Source organism: Bradyrhizobium diazoefficiens (assembly GCF_016616885.1).
In the GTDB taxonomy this organism is placed as follows: Bacteria; Pseudomonadota; Alphaproteobacteria; order Rhizobiales; family Xanthobacteraceae; genus Bradyrhizobium; species Bradyrhizobium diazoefficiens_F.
This window is the reverse complement of record NZ_CP067102.1, coordinates 2,222,411-2,239,305: the sequence shown is the minus strand read 5'-3', so window position 1 is coordinate 2,239,305 and position 16,895 is coordinate 2,222,411. Positions and strand designations below refer to the sequence as shown.

Here is a 16,895-nt window from a genome sequence, read left to right as displayed (position 1 = left end):
TTTAGGGAGTGGGCCGCGAACAACCATGCCCCCACGCAAACGTTGATCGCGGAACGATCTCAGGTCTTGTCCATGCACTCTTCGATGTAGAACCAGCGATCGTCGCCGGCGAAGCCCTTGGACTTCACCTCGGCGCGGCAGGCCTTGAGCTTCGGCTTGTTGGCGGACCACTTCGCCTTCATGTCCTTCAGCTTCTGCATCGTGAGCTTGATCTTGCCCGGCGGCTTGGCGTCGGTCGTCGCTGGCGTCGCGGGCGCCGTTGCGGTCTGCGCAGATGCGGCGTGGAGGCCTGCGGCCAGCAGCATGGCGGCGAGGCAGATACGGGCGCGAAGCATAAGTGTCCCCCTAAGTCCTAGTCTTGATCATTTTAGCAGGCAAACGCCGCGGGAAGCTGAACGATAGCGTCCTGCGGCGATGTGGGTTTGCGATCAGAATATTTTCACCGCGCTTTCAAGCGTCTTCCATACGCCCCAAGCAAGCGGAACGCCGACAAAGGCCCAGAAAAGGGCCGCCCATACGTCAAGTCCGCCCTTGCCGATGCCGAACGAGCCGTGCTGGATCGCCGCTTCACTTTTGGCGCTCGCCGCCTGGAGCCTGGCGACCTCCTCCTCGCTCATGTTCCACTTTGAATCGACCGGCTTGATCAGATAGTTGCAGATGATGCCCGCGATCAGCATCGCACAGAGAATGTACATGGTGGTGTTGTAGAGCTGGTCGCGCGGCACGCCCGCCGCGAGCTGGAACTCGCGGATGTAGTTGACCACGACAGGACCGATGATGCCCGCGGTGGACCATGCCGTCAGCAGCCGGCCGTGGATGGCGCCGACGAACTGAGTCCCGAACATGTCGGCGAGATAGGCCGGCACGGTCGCGAAGCCGCCGCCATACATCGAGAGGATGATTCCGAAGCCGAGTACGAACAGCAGCTTCGAGCCCATCGCCGCGAAGGTCGGTGCCAGCGCGTAGAGCGCGATGCCCAGGAGGAAGAACGTGTAGTAGGTGTTCTTGCGGCCCATGTGGTCCGACATCGACGCCCAGAAGAACCTGCCGCCGATGTTGAACAATGACAGCAGACCGGCGAATCCCGCGGCGATCGCTGCGATCGCCGCTTTCTGTTCAACCGAGAGCTGGCCAAAGGTCAACTCCGGATGCCCGATAAGCTTGCCGGCGAAGATTTCCTGGAGCATGGGCGAGGCCATGCCGATCACGCCGATACCCGCCGAGACGTTCAAGCAGAGCACCCACCAGATGAGCCAGAATTGCGGCGTCTTGTGCGCGTTGTCGAGATGGACATGGTGCTCGGTGATCATCGACTTCTTCTCGCTCGGCGGCGTCCAGCCATCGGGCTTCCAGCCGGCCGGCGTCACGCGATAGGCGAAAGCGCCGATCATCATGAAGACGAAATAGATCACTCCCATCGTGACGAAGGTCTCCCAGACGCCGACCGAATTGGGCGTCTTGAAGTAATTGATCAGGAGATTGGCCAGAGGCGCTCCAATCATGGCACCGCCGCCAAATCCCATAATGGCCATGCCAGTCGCCATGCCGCGGCGATCCGGAAACCATTTGATCAAAGTCGACACAGGCGAGATGTAGCCGAGCCCAAGTCCCACGCCACCGATCACGCCGGCGCCGAGCCACATGATCCAGAGCTGGTGGACGTAGACGCCGAAGGCACCGATCAGAAGACCACCGCCCCAACAGCAGGCGGCGACGGCGCCGGCCTTCCGCGGACCGGCGCGCTCGAGCCAGCCGCCCCAGATCGCGGCGGAGACGCCGAGCAAGACAAAGAACAGCGTGTACATCCATCCCAGGCTCGCGACCTTCCAGTCGCAAGTCGTGGTGAACAGCTCCTGCCACAGCGACATGTCCGGACACGCTTTGCTCTGCGTGATGCCGATCGCACGCGAGAGCGGCAGCCAGAACACCGAGAAACCGTAGGCCATGCCGATGCACAGATGGATGCAGAGTGCCGCCGGCGGCACCAGCCAGCGGTTGAAGCCAGCCTTGGCGACCGTGTGTTCGCGATCGAAAATTCCCGCGCCTGCGCCCGAAAGTTTCCCAGCGCTCTCAATTGTCGTCATGCATTCCTCCCCTGCGTCCGCCCTTCTGAGCAGCCTGCCGCTAGCATCCTGTCCTCAACCCATTGCGGTGCAGCTGTTGTCCCTGCTGCTCCGCACATTCACCCGACACGCACCAGGATCGTCACGCGTGCCTGAAAAGTTAACCCCTCGATCGGGGCTCTATGCCCGATCCCATTTGCATGCTTCGTAAGTGGCCCCGCTGATCCGCGCATCGCAGACAAGACTCGACCTCCGCGCCTGCACGGACAAAGTCAATTGGGGCAGAAGCCGTGATCGATGTCGATAGATAAATGGTCGGTATCAGCGCGGTAACGCGCTCAAGAACGCAGCGCAGCATTGACGCCGTCTATCGGGCCATTCGTTTTTTCTATCAAGAACACGATGCGCGCCTCGTTGCGCTCGGTGATCTCCACCGTATCGCCCGTCTCGCGGATCAGGTTCGGAATGTCAATCACCGACAGCGGATCGGTGCAGTGCACCTCGAGCTGATCGCCCGGCTGCAATGGCTTCAACGCCTTGCGCGTTTTCAAAGCTGGCAATGGGCATTTCAGCCCGGTGAGATCAAGCGTCGTTCTCGTCATCGGCGCAACATGGCGGGAGGGGTCGAGGACGTCAATGCAACCGCTTAGAGCAGATCAGCATAGGACAGGAAACCTACACCCTCGCCCGGTTCGACACCCGTAATGTCTTCGCCCAGTTCAATGAGGCCATCGGTCTCGACCAACGACGACAGGAGTCCAGCGCCTTCGCGCGGAAACTTGACTGCCTCCAGCGTGCCATCCGCTGCGCGCCGCAAGGACGCCCGAACATATTCGCGACGGCCGAGCTTCTTCTTGTAGGTGAATGCCGCGCGCAGCGGGATCGGCAATAGCGGTTCCGGCAGACTTCCGGCGAGCGCCAGCACGGTTGGCCGCACCACATGGACGAACGTGACGAAACTCGCGACGGGATTGCCGGGCAACCCGATCAATGGCGTACCGCCGATGATGCCCATTGCCACAGGCCGGCCCGGCTTGATCGCCATCCGCCACAGCACGAGTGAGCCGACGCTCTCGACCGCCGCCTTGACATGGTCTTCCTCGCCGGTCGAGACACCGCCTGTGGTGAGGATCAGATCGTGATGGCCTGCAACCTGCTTCAATCCGCTGGCAAGCGAGGCGCGCTCGTCACGCAGAATGCCGAGATCCGAGACCTCGCAGCCGAGACGGCGCAGCATCGCCATCAGCATGAAGCGGTTGGAATCGAACAGCTGCGAGGCCGCACGCGGCTCGCCGGGCGAGGCCAGCTCATCGCCGGTGGAGAAAACGGCGACACGGATACGCCTGACGACATCGAGCCGGGTCAGACCGAAGGCTGCGGCAAGCGCGACGTGCTGGGGCCGCAGCCGCTGGCCGGCGCGTAACGCGACGTGCCCAACAGGAATGTCCTCGCCTGCCGGGCGAACATTGGCACCCCGCTTCAGCCCGGGTGGCAGCACGATCTTGCCGGCCTGATCGATGCGGACGTCTTCCTGCATGAAGACGGTCTCAGCCCCCGGCGGCATCGGCGCGCCCGTGAAGATGCGCGCGGTGTGACCGGGCTTGATCAGTGCTTGTGCCAAGCCGCCGGCCTGGATGCGGCCATCGAGCGGGAATGCCTGTTCCGCTTTTTGCGGAAGGTCGGCATTGCCCACGGCATAACCATCGACGGCGGAATTGGTGAAAGGCGGCAACGGCAGCGGCGCCGCGATATCGCGCGCCAGCACGCGCCCGTCGGCATCGACCAGCGCGACCGTCTCGAGATCGGCAATCGCGCTGACGCGTGCCGTGATCAGGCCAACGGCTTCGTCGACCGACATCATCGGTCCGCCGAAGGCAAAACAATCGTCCGACAGTTGCGCCATGGTGCCTCGTCAGCGCGTCGCCGCGCTTCTTGCAACCACTTCCTCGACCGGCATCGCCGCCCGCAGCAGCAATGCCGCCGCAGCCTCGATATCATCGAGATGGACGGTCGGCAGCCGGGTTTCAACCGTAGTATCGGTCGCGATCCCGACAATGCCGGGATCGTCGGGAAACAGCAGCGGCTTGTCGTTGGCGGCGCGATGCACCTCGATTTTGCGATGCGGCTCGCGCTTGAAACCTTCGACCACGACGAGATCGACCGCGGACAGCTTGCTCAGGAGTTCCGGCAGCCGCGGTTCGGCCGCGCCGCGCAATTCGTGCATCAGGGCCCAGCGGTTCGCAGAGGCCACCAGCACCTCGGCTGCCCCCGCTTCGCGATGGCGCCAGGAATCCTTGCCGGGCACGTCGACGTCGAACTGGTGATGCGCATGCTTGATGATGGAGACGCGCAGGCCCTGCGCGTTGAAATGCGGGATCAGCCGCGTCAACAGCGTGGTCTTGCCCGCCCCACTCCAGCCTGCAAGGCCGATGACTTTCATTGCAGCTCCGTCTCCGCGAGCGACTTGGTCCTTGATGGAACCTCTGTCCCCTCCCCGTCATTGCGAGCACAGCGAAGCAAATCCAGACTGCCGCCGCGGAAAGATTCTGGATTGTTTCGCTGTGCTCGCAATGACGAGCGGAGGCATTTCGTTCTCTCCACGGTATGCTTATATCGGCTTGACCCGAATGTCATGCTAACGTCGCGGCCATGATGAAGATCGACAAAGCCCCGGTGCCCCTGATCGTCCCTGACACGGACGACCCGCGCCTGACCCAGAGCGTGACCGGGACCGACCAGACCGGCGCCAAGGTCGAGATCAAGGTGCCGATGGAGCGGCCGCTGACGCTCTACCTGAACTCGCAGGAGATCGTCACCATGATGACGATCGGTGACTATCCGGAATACCTGGCACTCGGCTACCTGCTGAACCAGAACATGCTGAAATATAATGACGCGGTCACCGAGGTCGAATACGACGACGACCTCCAGGTCGTGGTGGTACGCACCGAGCACCACACCAATTTCGAGGCCAAGCTGAAGAAGCGCACGCAAACCTCGGGCTGCGCGCAGGGCACCGCCTTCGGCGACCTGCTCGAGGCAGTCGAGAGCGTCGCGTTGCCAAAGGCCGAGCTACGCACCTCCTGGCTCTACCAGATGACACAGACCATCAACACCATGCCCTCGCTCTATCTCGAGGCCGGCGCGATCCACGGCTGCGTGCTGTGCAAACAGGGCGAGCCGCTCTGCTACACCGAGGACGTCGGCCGCCACAACGCCGTCGACAAGATCGCGGGCTGGATGTATCGCCACGGCGTCGATGCCTCCGACAAGATCCTCTACACCACCGGACGTCTCACCTCGGAAATGGTGATCAAGACGGTGCGGATGGGAATCCCGATCCTGGTGTCGCGCTCCGGCTTCACCGCCTGGGGCGTCGATCTCGCGAGGCAGGTGGGTCTGACGCTAGTCGGACGTACGCGCGGCAAGCGCTTCATCGCGCTCGCCGGCGAGGAGCGGATCGTCTACGACCAGAACCTCGACTACGTCGAAGAGGAATCGGCGAAACACAAGCGCAAGGGCGAAGGTGGTGACGACTGAAATTCCGCCCACGCAAGGCGTGCTGCTCGCCGGCGGCCTTGCACGCCGCATGGGTGGCGGCGACAAACCGATGCGCACCATCGGGGGCCGCACCATCCTGGAGCGCGTGATCGCGCGCTTGTCGCCCCAATGCAGCGGGTTGATTCTCAATGCCAACGGCGATCCCGCGCGCTTCGCCGCGTTCGGCCTGCAGGTCATCGCCGATGACGTGCCCGGCTTCCCCGGCCCGCTCGCCGGCATTTTGGCCGCGCTCGACTGGACCGCGACGAACCGGCCGGAGGTCGAATGGGTGCTCAGCGCCGCCGGCGACTGCCCGTTCCTGCCACGCGATCTCGTCGCGCGGCTGCATGAGGCGCGGGCACGGGAGAACGCGCAGCTCGGGGTCGCCGCATCCGGCGACCAGTCGCACCCCGTGATCGGCCTATGGCGCGTCGCCTTGCGCAACGAGCTGCGTCACGCGTTGGTGGTCGAGGATCTCCGCAAGATCGACCGCTGGACCGCGCGCTACCCGCTCGCGACGGTGACGTGGCCGGCCGAGCCGCTCGATCCGTTCTTCAATGCGAACACGGTCGATGACATCGTAGAGGCCGAGCGGCTCGCGGCGCTGGATGACGCGGCTTAATCAAGCTCAAGCCGCCAGCGGCACCGACCAGGCGTCGTAGCCGTAAACCCAGCTCGTATCGGTCCGCTCCTTCAGCCAGATGTTGGCACGCGAGGTCTCCTGCACCCGCGTGGTCCGCACCTTGCGCACCGATGCGGGCGAACTGGGAGGCCTGCTCGTAGACCATCACGTCGACACCGATGCGCCTGAGCGCTACAGCGGTCGCAAGCCCGCCCATGCCGGCACCGACGATCGCAACCGAAAGCGGCCTTGCCATCGCGTGCCCCACCCTGTTTTCCGCGCGGCTTGAATGCCACGTCGTCGTCTATGCGGGCCGGAACCCCGCCCGCTCCAGTGCCGCTCTGGCCTCGTCCGAGCCGAGTGCGTCGAGAAACGCCTGCACGGCAGGCCGCTGCTTTCGTGCCGTCACCAAGGCGAAGTCATAATGCTCTTCCGCGAGCGGAATGAAACCGAGGCCGACCGCATGGGCGACCGGCGCGATGGTCATGCCCCAGTCGGCACGGTGCTGCGCGACGGCCGCAGCAACCGCATTGTGCGAGCGCGGCTGGTTCCAATAACCTTCCGGACGGGCGCCGCCGAGCAGCCGGTCGATCAGGATGCGCGTGCCAGCGCCCTGGTTGCGGTTGACCATGATGCAGGCGGGGTCGGCGAGTGCGGCGGCAACCGCCTCTTTCGCGCCAAGACCCTCGAAGCGCTTGTCGCCCTTGCGGTACACGATGCCCTGCATCCGCCGCCAGCCCGGGACGAGTTCGAGCCCCTCGACGAGATAAGGCGTATTGTAGGTCTCGCTCTTGTCGTCGAACAGATGGATCGGCGCGAGATCGCATTCGCCGCGTTTCGCTGCCGCAAGCCCGCCGAGGCTGCCGACGGCGATCGATCGCACGGTTAGGCCGCCATGCACGAGCGGTGCGGTGACGAGATCGAGGCCGGTGCAATGGCTGCCGACGATGACGAGATCAGGCACCCGCACATGCGGCGTAAATAAAGTGACCTCGGCTTCGGTCCCCGCCGGCATCTGGTCAGCGAGCGCTTCGATGCGCAAAAAGCCGTCGGCCTGCGCGAAGGACGTGATTGCGCCAGAGCCCTTGCCGGAAGGATAGGCGATCAAACCGTCCTTACCCTCGACCAGCGAGACCATGACGAATTCGGTGCGGCCGAGCTCAGAAGCAATGCGCACCGACACGGTTGCGCTCACCTTGGCATCGGAGCGCGGCGGCAGGCCGGCCATCTTGCGCAGCGCCGGCACGATCATGTCGTGGAAGGTGAACATCGCCGAGGTCGGAAAGCCCGGCAGGATCACAACCGGCTTGCCGTCGCACACCGCGAGACATAGCGGCTTGCCGGGCTTGAGCGCGACGCCATGCGCGATGATGCCGGGCTGGCCGAGCCGGCCGATGATGCGATGGGACAGATCGCCCGCCCCCTTCGATGTGCCGCCGGAGAGCACCAGCATGTCGGCATCCATCAGCGCCTGGCGCATGGCGGCTTCGAGCTTGGCTTCGTCGTCGGGAATGGCGCCGAGGAAGACTGCCTCGCCGCCGTTCTCGTCGATCGCGGCTGCGACGATGGCGCCGTTGGTGTCGAAGATCGCCGCAGGCGCAAGCGCCTCGCCGGGCTGCACCAGTTCGTCGCCGGTGGAGATCACCGCGACGCGCGGCTTCCGCGCAACTTTCACCTCGGCGATGCCACAGGCCGCCAACATGCCGGTCTCACGCGAGCCTATGATCGTGCCGGCGCGCAGCAATGCCTCGCCGCGCGCGATGTCGGATCCGGCATAGGACACGAATTGGCCCGGCGAGACCGCGCGACGAACATCGACCGCATCGGGCCCGGCCGGCTGGGTGTGCTCGACCATGACCACAGCATCGGCGCCTCGCGGCAACGGGCCGCCAGTGGCGATTGGCGTTGCGGTCCCCACTGCGACTTGCAGCTTGGGCGCGCTGCCGCAATGAATGGTCTCGCCGTTCAGCGCGAGCAGTGCGGGTGCGCCTTCGCCAGCGGCGGAAAGATCCGCCGAGCGCACGGCAAAACCATCAACATTGGAGCGGTCGAAGGGCGGCACGTCGATCGGTGCGGTGATGTCCTCGGCGAGTGCTGTGCCGAGTGCATCGCCAAGCCTCCGCTGCTCGCTGGGGATCGCGCGCGGAAACAGGGCCGCCTCGAAGCGCGCGAGCGCCTCCTCACGCGAGAGGACCTTAAGAAATTGCTCCTGTTCGAGCGCGCTGCGATCTGGCGCTTTTGGGATCATCGTCATGCCGGAACCCATATCATTCCCGCATCATATAAGCATCGACCGGCTCGCCTGCCGCAAATCCCTCATGGCTGGCGGGAATGAGCAACCACGCATCCGCACGGGCGATGGCGTGGAGCGGCCATTCACCGACTGCAAGCGGCATCCACGCTTTACGTTCCTCGGCCAGCAGAGCAATCTCGGCAATGCCGACGTTGGAAGCGATTTTTCGCGCGAGCGGCAGGGTCACTGCGCGACGCGGCTGCCGCCCCGACATTGTGTCGATGAGCGGAAGCACCAGCGCGAACCAAACTGCGAGCGCCGGACCGGGCGCCCCGGGCAAAGCAAGGACGGGAACTTTTCCGAGCCGCCCGACGGCTGCGGTGCGTCCGGGCTGGAGCGCAAGACCATGGGTGAGCTCGGCCCCGCGCTGAGCCAGCGCCGTCACCGCAGCATCCGCGCGACCGACGCCGCTGCCGCCGATCGTCAGCAGCAGATCGCAGACGGAGACATCGAGCGCCTCCGCGATCGACGCCGCATCGCGTGTGCCGGCTTGATGCACGATCACATCCAATCCTGCCGCGCGCGCGTGGTCGGTGATCATCTGCATCGTCGCGGTTGCGCCCGGCACGTTGACGATGTGCAGCCGCGGTCGCCTGACGCTCAGCCTTTCGACGTCGGCGACACGCGCGAGCAACAGAGCGGTTGCATCGATGGGATGTCCTGCTGTGGCCGCGGGCGAGCGGTCTGCGGTGTCGCCACCGGCACGCCCGACGCCCTGCCCTGGAACGCCCTCGGCCAGGACCTGGGCGAGCGGGCCCGACATCTCGACCGCGTCGGCATCGAGCACGCAGTCGCATCCTGCCGGCATCGCATCGCCGGCGTCGACCCACGCGGGAAGCTCGGTCAGAGGCAGCGGCGAATAGGAGGACGCACCGACGAGATCGTTGGCGCGCAACGCCCAGCCATCGACGGCGGCGATGTTGCGCGGCGGATAGGCTGATAGCAACGGCATCCCCGCGGCGATACACCGGGCCGCTTCAGCCAGCGGCAATTCGACCGGCGCGACCGGACCGACGCCGCGCAGCAAAACGGCGAGCGCAGTGTCGAGCGGCGTCAGTGAGGGCAGCAGGCGCTGGGTCATGCTTCATGATGGACCACGCATCGCGCGGTTTGGCAACCGCGCGTGCCTCGGCCAATCAGCCGCCCGGCTTGTCCGCATTCGGAAAGAACACCTGTTGTCCGTCAACCTTGTAGCCGGCGATCGCCGCTTGCCCCTCCGGCGAGGTCAACCAGTCGATGAAGGTCTGGCCCAGTTCCTTCTTGACGTTCGGATGCTTCTCCGGGTTCACCAGCATCACGCCATATTGGTTGAGCAGCCGCTTGTCGCCCTCGACGACGATGTCGAGATCGCCGCGATCCCTGAAGGCGATCCAGCTGGCGCGGTCCGCGAGCACATAGGCATTCGCCTTGCGTGCCGTGTCGAGGGCGGCGGTCATGCCCTGCCCGCTCTCGCGATACCAGGCGCCCTTGGTACTGGCGATATCGATGCCGGCGACGATCCAGAGTGCGAGTTCCGCAGCATGGGTGCCGGAACGATCGCCACGCGTTATGAACGGCGCGCCCTTGGCCTCGATCGCCTTCAGCGCCGTCGCGATGTCCTTGCCCTTCACGCCGGCAGGATCGCTCTTCGGCCCGATCAGCACGAAGTCATTGTACATCACGTCGTAGCGCTTCGTGGCAAAGCCGTCGGCGACGAATTTCTCCTCCTGCGGCCGGGCATGCATCAACACGACGTCGACCTCGCCCCGTCGTGCGACGTCGAGCACCTCGTTGCTGCGGCGCGCGATCACCGTCACCTCGACACCGGTTTTGTCGCGGAAGATCGGCAGCAGATAGTCGAGCAGGCCGGAATCCTGCGTCAATGTCGTCGAGGCCAGGACGATCGCGCGATCCTCGGCAGACGAGGCTGCGATGCCCCCGGCAAGACCGCAGAGAAGCGCAAATGCAACGGTCAGTCGGCGAACAGCCATGGCAGGCTCCCATTGAAGACGACGTGATCATGATGGTCGATTGCGCCGCACTCGTGACGGACTTGCCCGTTGCGAAGCAATAGGAGATAGAGCTCTGCTATGCCTGCTACCGGAAGGCAAGTTCACGAGGGGTCGGCGACCGCGCTGAGACGAGTCATCGGGAAGTTTCGGCAATCAATCAACCGGCACGTTGATTGCAATCACGGCGCAAGGTCCGCACCATTTCGAGCCTCGCAAGATCGTCAACCAAAATCAAAACACGTGTCAGGATGTGTTGCAAAGCAGCGAGATCATCAGGCATGGTTCGCGCGGACAAAAATCGAAGTGCAGAATTCCACCTGCGTTGAACGTCAAAAAGAAGCAAGAATTTGCATAGGAATGCAGGATGGAATTCCTGACGACCAGTGAAGCCGCGGACTATCTCCGTCTCGGCGAGCGCAAGCTGTACGAACTCGTCACCAACGGCGCGATCCCGTGCACCAAGGTGACCGGCAAATGGCTCTTCCCGCGGCACGAGCTCGATCTCTGGGTGCTGTCGGGCATGGCGCGTCCGGCCGGCATGCTGACGGCGGAGCCGCCGCCGGTCGTGGGCGGCAGCCAGGACGAGCTGCTGGATTGGAGTCTGCGTGAATCCGGCTCGGGCCTGGGATCGATGACCGAAGGCAGTGCGCGCGGGCTCGAGCGCCTGCAACGCGACGAGGTCATGGCAGTCGCCGTGCACTTCCACAGCCTCGATGCCAAAGGCAATCTCGCCTCCGACGCCAGTGCGACGGCGCTGCGGGACGCGCCTGACCTGCATGACGCGCTGCTGGTTGCCTTCGTGCGCCGCGAGCAGGGTCTCGTGCTGCCGCCAGGCAATCCGAAGCGGCTGCGCGGTCTCTCCGACGTGCTCGCGCTCGGCTCGCGGATGGCGATGCGGCAACAGGGCACGGGTGCGCAGATGCTGCTCGACGTGCTGTTGACGCGCGCGGGCGCCTCGATGCGCGATTTGCGCCGGGTGGAGACGCCGGCCCTCACCGGGCCCGACCTCGCCGAGATGGTTCGCGCGGGACAAGCCGATTGCGGCGTCGCGACGCGCGTGGCGGCGCGCTCGGCCGGTCTCGATTTCGTGCCGCTGGTCTGGGAGAATTTCGACCTCGCGATGCGTCAGCGCAGCTATTTCCGTCCCGCCATGCAGGCCCTGATCCGGTTCCTCAGCGAACGGCGGCTGCGCCAGCGCGCCGAAGAGCTGACCGGCTACGATCCCTCGCCCGCCGGGCAGATCCGCTTCGCCGCCTGAGATTGACGCCCACCCCTGAATAGTTGCAAAAGAAACCAATTCAGCCGGGCCGTACCCGGACAAGCAACTCCGGCCAACGAGCCGGATCAGGGGAGGACAAGCGTGAATCCAGCGAGATTTGGACTGCCGGTCGCGGCTGCCTTTTTAGCGATGCCCTTGGCGGCGGCGCTGCTGTCGGGCACCGCAATGGCGCAGGTGTCCGACGACGTCGTCAAGATCGGCGTGCTCACCGACATGAACGGTCCGGCCTCCGCGCCGACCGGCCAGGGCTCGGTGACGGCGGCGCAGATGGCGATCGACGATTTCGGCGGCACCGTGCTCGGCAAGCCGATCAGCATCGTGATCGGCGACCACCAGCTCAAGGCCGACGTCGGCGGCGCGATCGCGCGGCGCTGGTACGACGTCGACCAGGTCGACCTGATCGTCGACGTGCCGGTCTCGGCCGTCGGCCTCGCGGTGCAGAACGTCGCCAACGAGAAGAAGCGGCTGTTCATCACCCACTCCACCGGCACCGCCGATTTCCACGGCAAGTTCTGCTCGCCCTATGCGATGCAGTGGGTGTTCGACACCCGCGCGCTCGCGGTCGGCACCGCGGACGCCGTGGTCAAGCGCGGCGGCGACAGCTGGTTCTTCATCACCGACGACTACGCCTTCGGCCATTCGCTGGAGCGCGACGCCTCAACCGTCATCACCGCCAATGGCGGCAAGGTGCTGGGCTCGGTGCGACCACCGCTGGCGACACCCGACCTTTCCTCCTTCGTGCTGCAGGCGCAGGCCTCCAAGGCCAAGATCATCGGCATCGCGGCCGGCCCGCCCAACAACATGAACGAGATCAAGACCGGCTCGGAGTTCGGCGTGTTCAAGGGCGGCCAGCAGATGGCGGCGCTGCTCGCACTGATCACCGACATCCACGGCCTCGGCTTGCAGGCAGCCCAAGGCCTGTTACTGACGACCTCGTTCTATTGGGACATGGACGACAAGACCCGCGAATGGTCGAAGCGCTATTTCGCCAAGATGAACAAGATGCCGTCGATGTGGCAGGCCGGCGTCTATTCCAGCGTGATGCACTATCTCAACGCCATCAAGGCGACCGGCACCGACGATCCGCTCAAGGTCGCCGCGAAAATGCGCGAGACGCCGGTCGAGGATTTCTTCGCCCGCAACGGTCGCTTGCGCGAGGACAATCTCATGGTTCACGACCTCTGGCTGGTGCAGGTGAAGACGCCGGAGGAGAGCAAATATCCGTGGGACTATTACAAGATCCTCACGACGATTTCCGGCGACAAGGCGTTCGGGCCGCCGGACCCGGCGTGTGCGATGCTGAAGAAGTGAGATTGGCGAATGGCGAATAGCGAGTGGCGAATGGAGGCAGATTCCATTCGCTATTCGCAACTCGCCATTCGCTACTTCACCACCCCAATCTCGCGAAAATACTTCATCACGCCCGGATGAATCAGCTCCGGCTTCGGCGCGGCCGCGACCGTGTTCGCCGCCGTGGTCTCGCAGGCCTGCGCGAGCTTCTTGCAGAAACTCGCCTCGACGCCGTGCAGCGTCTTTGCGAGACGATAGGCGACATCGTCGGGCAGATCCGCGCGCGTCAGGACAAAGCTCCAGGAGCCGAGCGAGGCGATCGGCTCGGACTGTTTTGGATAGGAGCCGGCCGGCACCGTCAGCGGCTTGAGGAACGCATGCTTGGCGCGGATGCGCGTGATCTCCTCGGCGGTGGGCGCGATGAAGCGCGCGCCTGACGCGCTCGAGGCCACCGCCGCAAAACCCGGCCAGCCGATGCCGGCGCCCCAGAGTGCTGCGACACGGCCATCCTCGACCATCGCGGGGCCGTCGCCGGCGCGGTCGAGATAAATCGCCTTGAAATCCTCGTCCTGCTTCAGTCCAAGGCCATCGAGCACATAGCGCGCCAGGATCGGCAGGCCGGAGCCCTTGGCGCCGAATGCGACCGGTTGGCCGACGAGATCGTGGATGGTCTTGTAGGGACTGTCCGCTCGCACCACGAACATGCCGGGGTTGGAATAGATCGCGGTCAAGATCTTCAGCGCGACCTTCGCGCGCCCGATGCCGGCGAAGGCCTCATAGGCCGGCTCACCCGCGACCAGCGCGAGATCGAGCTCGCCCTTCTCCAACAGCGGAATGTTTTCGTTGCTGCCCCTGGTGTTGCGCGGGGCGATGGTGAGCGCAGGATCGGCCGCATTCATCACCTCCGCAAAGGCGTTGCCATAGAGCGGGAAACCGCCGCCCGGCGTCGCGGTGCCCAAGCTGAGTGTCGAGGTCGAAATGGCGTTGCCTCCGGTTTGGGCGGTGGCGGGGCTGAACAGCAGCGCCGCACTGAGAAGGATGATCGCGAATTTCATGGCCGGTCCCTGCGGATCCGCGTCAACACCGACTTGCGACGATGTAGGCAGCGGCCCGATTTTGTGAAAGCATGCCCCATAACGACAATAGAACAATGGGAGGCGTCATGTTGCGAATTTTGCGTAACACTGTTTTCGGGCTGGTTTTTCTCCTCGGTCTTGTCGCAGCCTCGCCTCCCGCCTCCGCCGCATACCCTGACCGCCCGGTGCACTGGCTGATCGGCTTTGCCGCCGGCGGCCCGGTCGACATCGTGGCGCGCATCATGGCGCAAGCGCTGTCGGACCGCCTCGGCCAGCAGTTCATCGTCGAGAACCGCACCGGCTCCGGCGGCAATATCGCGGCTGCTGCTGCGATCAACTCGCCGGCCGACGGCTACACGTTGCTGTTCGTCGCGCCCAACAACGCGATCTCGACCTCGCTCTACAAGAAGCTGCCGTTCGACTTCCTGCGCGACACCATCCCGGTCGCCAGCATCATGCAGCTCACCAACATGCTGGTCGTCTCGAACGCGATGCCGGTGAAGACGGTTCAGGAGTTCATCGACTATTGCAAGGCCAACCCCGGCAAGATCTCGTTCGCCTCGTCCGGCAACGGCACCTCGGTGCACATGTCGGCGGAGCTGTTCAAGGCGATGACCAAGTGCGACATGGTGCATGTGCCCTATCGCGGCTCGGCAATCGCCTTCCCCGACATCATCTCCAACAAGGTGCAGCTGATCTTCGACAACCTTCCATCCGCGCTCGAGCAGTCGCGCGGCGGCAATGTCCGCGCCATTGGCGTGACCTCGCCGCAGCGCTGGCCGAGCGTGCCCGACGTGCCGGCGATCGCCGAGACCGTGCCGGGCTTCGAAGCGATCGGCTTCTACGGCATCTCCGCGCCAAAGGGCACGCCGCCCGACATCGTCGAGATCCTCAACAAGGCGGTGGGCGACGCGCTGAAGGACCCGAAGGTCATCGCGCGGCTAACCGAGAACGGCGGCATCCCCAAGCCGATGACCCCGGCCGAGTTCGGCAAGCTCGTCGCCGACGAGACGGACAAGTGGCGCAAGGTGGTGGAGTTCGCCGGGGTCTCGGTGGACTAGGCCGCGACGGAGGGGGACCTGCCGGTCCCCCTCCGGTCAAAACGCGAAAACAACCCCATGCACAGTAGAAAAATCACACGATTTCAGTGACTTGCGGAAGCGGAATCGGCACCACCGCGGAGAACGGTTGACACGTCGGGCAAAACAGGCGCATAGGGGCATCATCACAAAATTCGGTAATTTTGAAATAGCCGGCGATGCCGCGCCGACGTTTTCGGTTCGCCAGCCCCGGCATTGCACCCCCGCCTCAGGCCCTGTAAACGAACCGCGCACCGTTGCCGGCCGCACCTCCGCGGCCGTCTCGCGGCGGGGCCTGTAGCTCAATGGTTAGAGCCGGCCGCTCATAACGGTCTGGTTGCAGGTTCGAGTCCTGCCGGGCCCACCAATGAAATCAGTGGTGGCGGGTTGTTGAACCTCGCCGTGGATCGCTGCGCCGAAACGCCCTACTTTATCTCATCTATGCTCTGCCCTCAGCGGCCGGCAAACTTATGCTGCACCTTCCATCCGACCAGGGTCTTTTGCTTTTCAATCGAGATTCGGCGGTCTCTTCGCATAAAACGGATATCCGTTTTGGTCACAACTCCAAAGTGCCTACTTGCGCGCTTTCCTACCGCTTCCGAGGTTATGCGGAAATGGACGATTTATGAGTAAGTGCCCCGGCGAACCTTTGCCTCGAGTCCGATTTTCAATTTGAAGTTCTCGGGAAGCGAATAGTTGCTTGCGGCAACCTTGTCATGAGGGGCGGTCCACCATCCACCCGGCGCCGCGCACGTTGCGGATCGCGGTAGAACCAAGCTTCTTGCGGATCGTGTGGATCAAGAATTCGACGGCGTCGGTCTCCACCTCTTCATTCCATCCATAGATCTGCCGTTCAAGCTCGCTATGCGACAGAATCGTACCTGGTCTTGCCAGCAACGCCTGAAGCAGCGCGAACTCGCGCGCGGTGAGCAGCGCTCGTTGCCCGAGTAGCGAGGCTTCTCGCGTCGCCGGGTCGAGACTGAGCATTCCATTGGGCAGCACCGCCAGCGAGCCGCTGCCCTCGCGCCGAAGCACGGCGTGCATCCGCGATAGCAATTCGCGGATCTCGAACGGTTTCACCAAATACCCCTCAGCCCCGAGATCAAGCCCGTCGATCCGATCATCGACGCCATCCCGCGCGGTCACGATGATGACGGGTAGTCTGCAGCCGAGATTGCGCAGCCGGCGCAGTACCTCCTGCCCATCGACCTTCGGTAGCCCGAGGTCGAGAAGTGCCAGTTCGTAGGCCTCGCTCTCCGCCGCATGGATCGCCGCTTCGCCGTCCGTCACCCAGTCGACTGCGTAGGCCGCGTCTTTCAGCGCTTGCTCGACAGCCGCGCCGACCATCCTGTCGTCCTCGATGAGCAAGACTGGCATCCTCGATCCCTCACCCGAGACGCCGATAGCCTAATTCTACGCTCTCCTGACTTAGCCCAGGCTTAGAAGACGTCGAGCGTCCCAGCGTGTGGTTCGGACTGCCAGTTCCATTTTCAAAGAACTCTCCTTCTACGGCGGGGCCAATTCTAAGGCGGAGCTAAGTCGATTCGGTCATGATCCGGCATAGTCCTCTCGAGCCGGCTATTCGCCCCGAGGAGCTCCGATCTGGTCAACGGCACGGATCGCGCTCCCCGCAGATCCTGAAGAGATTCCGGACAAAGCGAT

The 16,895-nt window shown here is 64.2% G+C and carries 16 protein-coding genes and 1 tRNA gene; 6 read left to right on the top strand and 11 right to left on the bottom strand.

Features of this window, described 5'->3' with window-relative positions; translation table 11 throughout:
• Nucleotides 1-59: 59 nt before the first annotated feature.
• The 5 genes from JJC00_RS10105 to mobB form a co-directional block, all read right to left on the bottom strand.
• The gene (locus JJC00_RS10105; protein ID WP_200472432.1) at nucleotides 60-335 is read right to left on the bottom strand and encodes a hypothetical protein; all 276 of its coding nucleotides are present in this window, start codon (nucleotides 333-335) and stop codon (nucleotides 60-62) included.
• A gap of 93 nt (nucleotides 336-428) precedes the next feature.
• Entirely contained in the window at nucleotides 429-2,084 is a 1,656-nt protein-coding gene (locus JJC00_RS10100) for an OFA family MFS transporter (RefSeq protein WP_200472431.1), read from the bottom strand.
• 317 nt (nucleotides 2,085-2,401) lie between these two features.
• Nucleotides 2,402-2,665: a sulfurtransferase TusA family protein gene (locus JJC00_RS10095; protein ID WP_200472430.1), complete on the bottom strand. Its 264-nt coding sequence runs from the start codon at nucleotides 2,663-2,665 to the stop codon at nucleotides 2,402-2,404.
• A 44-nt stretch (nucleotides 2,666-2,709) separates the two neighbouring features.
• Nucleotides 2,710-3,966 (bottom strand): molybdopterin molybdotransferase MoeA, encoded by a 1,257-nt coding sequence (locus JJC00_RS10090; RefSeq protein WP_200472429.1) that lies wholly within the window; start codon nucleotides 3,964-3,966, stop codon nucleotides 2,710-2,712.
• Nucleotides 3,967-3,975: 9 nt separating this feature from the next.
• The gene (gene mobB, locus JJC00_RS10085; protein ID WP_200472428.1) at nucleotides 3,976-4,503 is read right to left on the bottom strand and encodes a molybdopterin-guanine dinucleotide biosynthesis protein B; all 528 of its coding nucleotides are present in this window, start codon (nucleotides 4,501-4,503) and stop codon (nucleotides 3,976-3,978) included.
• A 209-nt stretch (nucleotides 4,504-4,712) separates the two neighbouring features.
• Between mobB and fdhD the strand changes: the two genes are divergently transcribed.
• Together fdhD and mobA are read left to right on the top strand one after the other, a co-directional pair.
• Complete coding sequence (gene fdhD / locus JJC00_RS10080; RefSeq protein WP_200472427.1) at nucleotides 4,713-5,603, top strand: formate dehydrogenase accessory sulfurtransferase FdhD; 891 nt, start codon at nucleotides 4,713-4,715, stop codon at nucleotides 5,601-5,603.
• Complete coding sequence (mobA, locus tag JJC00_RS10075) at nucleotides 5,590-6,225, top strand: molybdenum cofactor guanylyltransferase MobA (RefSeq protein ID WP_200472426.1); 636 nt, start codon at nucleotides 5,590-5,592, stop codon at nucleotides 6,223-6,225. The genes fdhD and mobA overlap by 14 nt, the downstream gene beginning before the upstream one ends.
• Before the next feature lie 304 nt (nucleotides 6,226-6,529).
• Here the strand turns inward: mobA and JJC00_RS10065 are convergent, their stop codons facing one another.
• From JJC00_RS10065 to JJC00_RS10055, 3 genes are read right to left on the bottom strand one after another with little or no spacing between them, the layout of a single operon-like run.
• On the bottom strand, nucleotides 6,530-8,479 hold the full coding sequence (locus tag JJC00_RS10065) for a molybdopterin biosynthesis protein (protein ID WP_200472424.1): 1,950 nt from the start codon (nucleotides 8,477-8,479) through the stop codon (nucleotides 6,530-6,532).
• Between the two features lie 13 nt (nucleotides 8,480-8,492).
• A complete protein-coding gene (locus JJC00_RS10060; RefSeq protein WP_200472423.1) occupies nucleotides 8,493-9,599 on the bottom strand; it encodes a molybdopterin-binding protein in 1,107 nt (368 codons plus the stop codon).
• A gap of 55 nt (nucleotides 9,600-9,654) precedes the next feature.
• Nucleotides 9,655-10,488 carry a substrate-binding domain-containing protein gene (locus JJC00_RS10055; RefSeq protein WP_200472422.1) on the bottom strand — a complete coding sequence of 278 codons (834 nt, stop codon included), beginning with the start codon at nucleotides 10,486-10,488 and terminating at the stop codon, nucleotides 9,655-9,657.
• 385 nt (nucleotides 10,489-10,873) lie between these two features.
• On the opposite strand from JJC00_RS10055, the gene JJC00_RS10050 reads away from it, so the two are divergent.
• Together JJC00_RS10050 and JJC00_RS10045 are read left to right on the top strand one after the other, a co-directional pair.
• Nucleotides 10,874-11,767 (top strand): helix-turn-helix transcriptional regulator, encoded by an 894-nt coding sequence (locus JJC00_RS10050; protein WP_200472421.1) that lies wholly within the window; start codon nucleotides 10,874-10,876, stop codon nucleotides 11,765-11,767.
• A 102-nt stretch (nucleotides 11,768-11,869) separates the two neighbouring features.
• Nucleotides 11,870-13,099, top strand: a complete 1,230-nt coding sequence (locus JJC00_RS10045) for an ABC transporter substrate-binding protein (protein WP_200472420.1) — start codon at nucleotides 11,870-11,872, stop codon at nucleotides 13,097-13,099.
• A gap of 71 nt (nucleotides 13,100-13,170) precedes the next feature.
• On the opposite strand, the gene JJC00_RS10040 is transcribed toward JJC00_RS10045, so the two are convergent.
• On the bottom strand, nucleotides 13,171-14,133 hold the full coding sequence (locus tag JJC00_RS10040; RefSeq protein WP_200472419.1) for a TAXI family TRAP transporter solute-binding subunit: 963 nt from the start codon (nucleotides 14,131-14,133) through the stop codon (nucleotides 13,171-13,173).
• A gap of 107 nt (nucleotides 14,134-14,240) precedes the next feature.
• Here JJC00_RS10040 and JJC00_RS10035 point away from each other — a divergent pair, with 107 nt between their 5' ends.
• Entirely contained in the window at nucleotides 14,241-15,215 is a 975-nt protein-coding gene (locus JJC00_RS10035) for a Bug family tripartite tricarboxylate transporter substrate binding protein (RefSeq protein ID WP_200472418.1), read from the top strand.
• 73 nt (nucleotides 15,216-15,288) lie between these two features.
• Here JJC00_RS10035 and JJC00_RS10030 read toward each other — a convergent pair whose 3' ends face one another.
• Nucleotides 15,289-15,450: a hypothetical protein gene (locus JJC00_RS10030; RefSeq protein WP_200472417.1), complete on the bottom strand. Its 162-nt coding sequence runs from the start codon at nucleotides 15,448-15,450 to the stop codon at nucleotides 15,289-15,291.
• Between the two features lie 74 nt (nucleotides 15,451-15,524).
• Between JJC00_RS10030 and JJC00_RS10025 the strand changes: the two genes are divergently transcribed.
• A tRNA-Ile gene (locus tag JJC00_RS10025) sits at nucleotides 15,525-15,600 on the top strand.
• Between the two features lie 347 nt (nucleotides 15,601-15,947).
• On the opposite strand, the gene JJC00_RS10020 is transcribed toward JJC00_RS10025, so the two are convergent.
• Entirely contained in the window at nucleotides 15,948-16,610 is a 663-nt protein-coding gene (locus tag JJC00_RS10020; protein WP_200472416.1) for a response regulator transcription factor, read from the bottom strand.
• Nucleotides 16,611-16,895: the final 285 nt, after the last annotated feature.

Bases quoted from the DNA above. Each gene is read 5' to 3' on its own strand.
- JJC00_RS10105 (WP_200472432.1), bottom strand. From the start codon at position 335: ATGCTTCGCGCCCGTATCTGCCTCGCCGCCATGCTGCTGGCCGCAGGC.
- JJC00_RS10100 (WP_200472431.1), bottom strand. From the start codon at position 2,084: ATGACGACAATTGAGAGCGCTGGGAAACTTTCGGGCGCAGGCGCGGGA.
- JJC00_RS10095 (WP_200472430.1), bottom strand. From the start codon at position 2,665: ATGACGAGAACGACGCTTGATCTCACCGGGCTGAAATGCCCATTGCCA.
- JJC00_RS10090 (WP_200472429.1), bottom strand. From the start codon at position 3,966: ATGGCGCAACTGTCGGACGATTGTTTTGCCTTCGGCGGACCGATGATG.
- mobB (WP_200472428.1), bottom strand. From the start codon at position 4,503: ATGAAAGTCATCGGCCTTGCAGGCTGGAGTGGGGCGGGCAAGACCACG.
- fdhD (WP_200472427.1), top strand. From the start codon at position 4,713: ATGATGAAGATCGACAAAGCCCCGGTGCCCCTGATCGTCCCTGACACG.
- JJC00_RS10065 (WP_200472424.1), bottom strand. From the start codon at position 8,479: ATGACGATGATCCCAAAAGCGCCAGATCGCAGCGCGCTCGAACAGGAG.
- JJC00_RS10060 (WP_200472423.1), bottom strand. From the start codon at position 9,599: ATGACCCAGCGCCTGCTGCCCTCACTGACGCCGCTCGACACTGCGCTC.
- JJC00_RS10055 (WP_200472422.1), bottom strand. From the start codon at position 10,488: ATGGCTGTTCGCCGACTGACCGTTGCATTTGCGCTTCTCTGCGGTCTT.
- JJC00_RS10050 (WP_200472421.1), top strand. From the start codon at position 10,874: ATGGAATTCCTGACGACCAGTGAAGCCGCGGACTATCTCCGTCTCGGC.
- JJC00_RS10040 (WP_200472419.1), bottom strand. From the start codon at position 14,133: ATGAAATTCGCGATCATCCTTCTCAGTGCGGCGCTGCTGTTCAGCCCC.
- JJC00_RS10035 (WP_200472418.1), top strand. From the start codon at position 14,241: ATGTTGCGAATTTTGCGTAACACTGTTTTCGGGCTGGTTTTTCTCCTC.
- JJC00_RS10030 (WP_200472417.1), bottom strand. From the start codon at position 15,450: ATGCCGGGGCTGGCGAACCGAAAACGTCGGCGCGGCATCGCCGGCTAT.
- JJC00_RS10020 (WP_200472416.1), bottom strand. From the start codon at position 16,610: ATGCCAGTCTTGCTCATCGAGGACGACAGGATGGTCGGCGCGGCTGTC.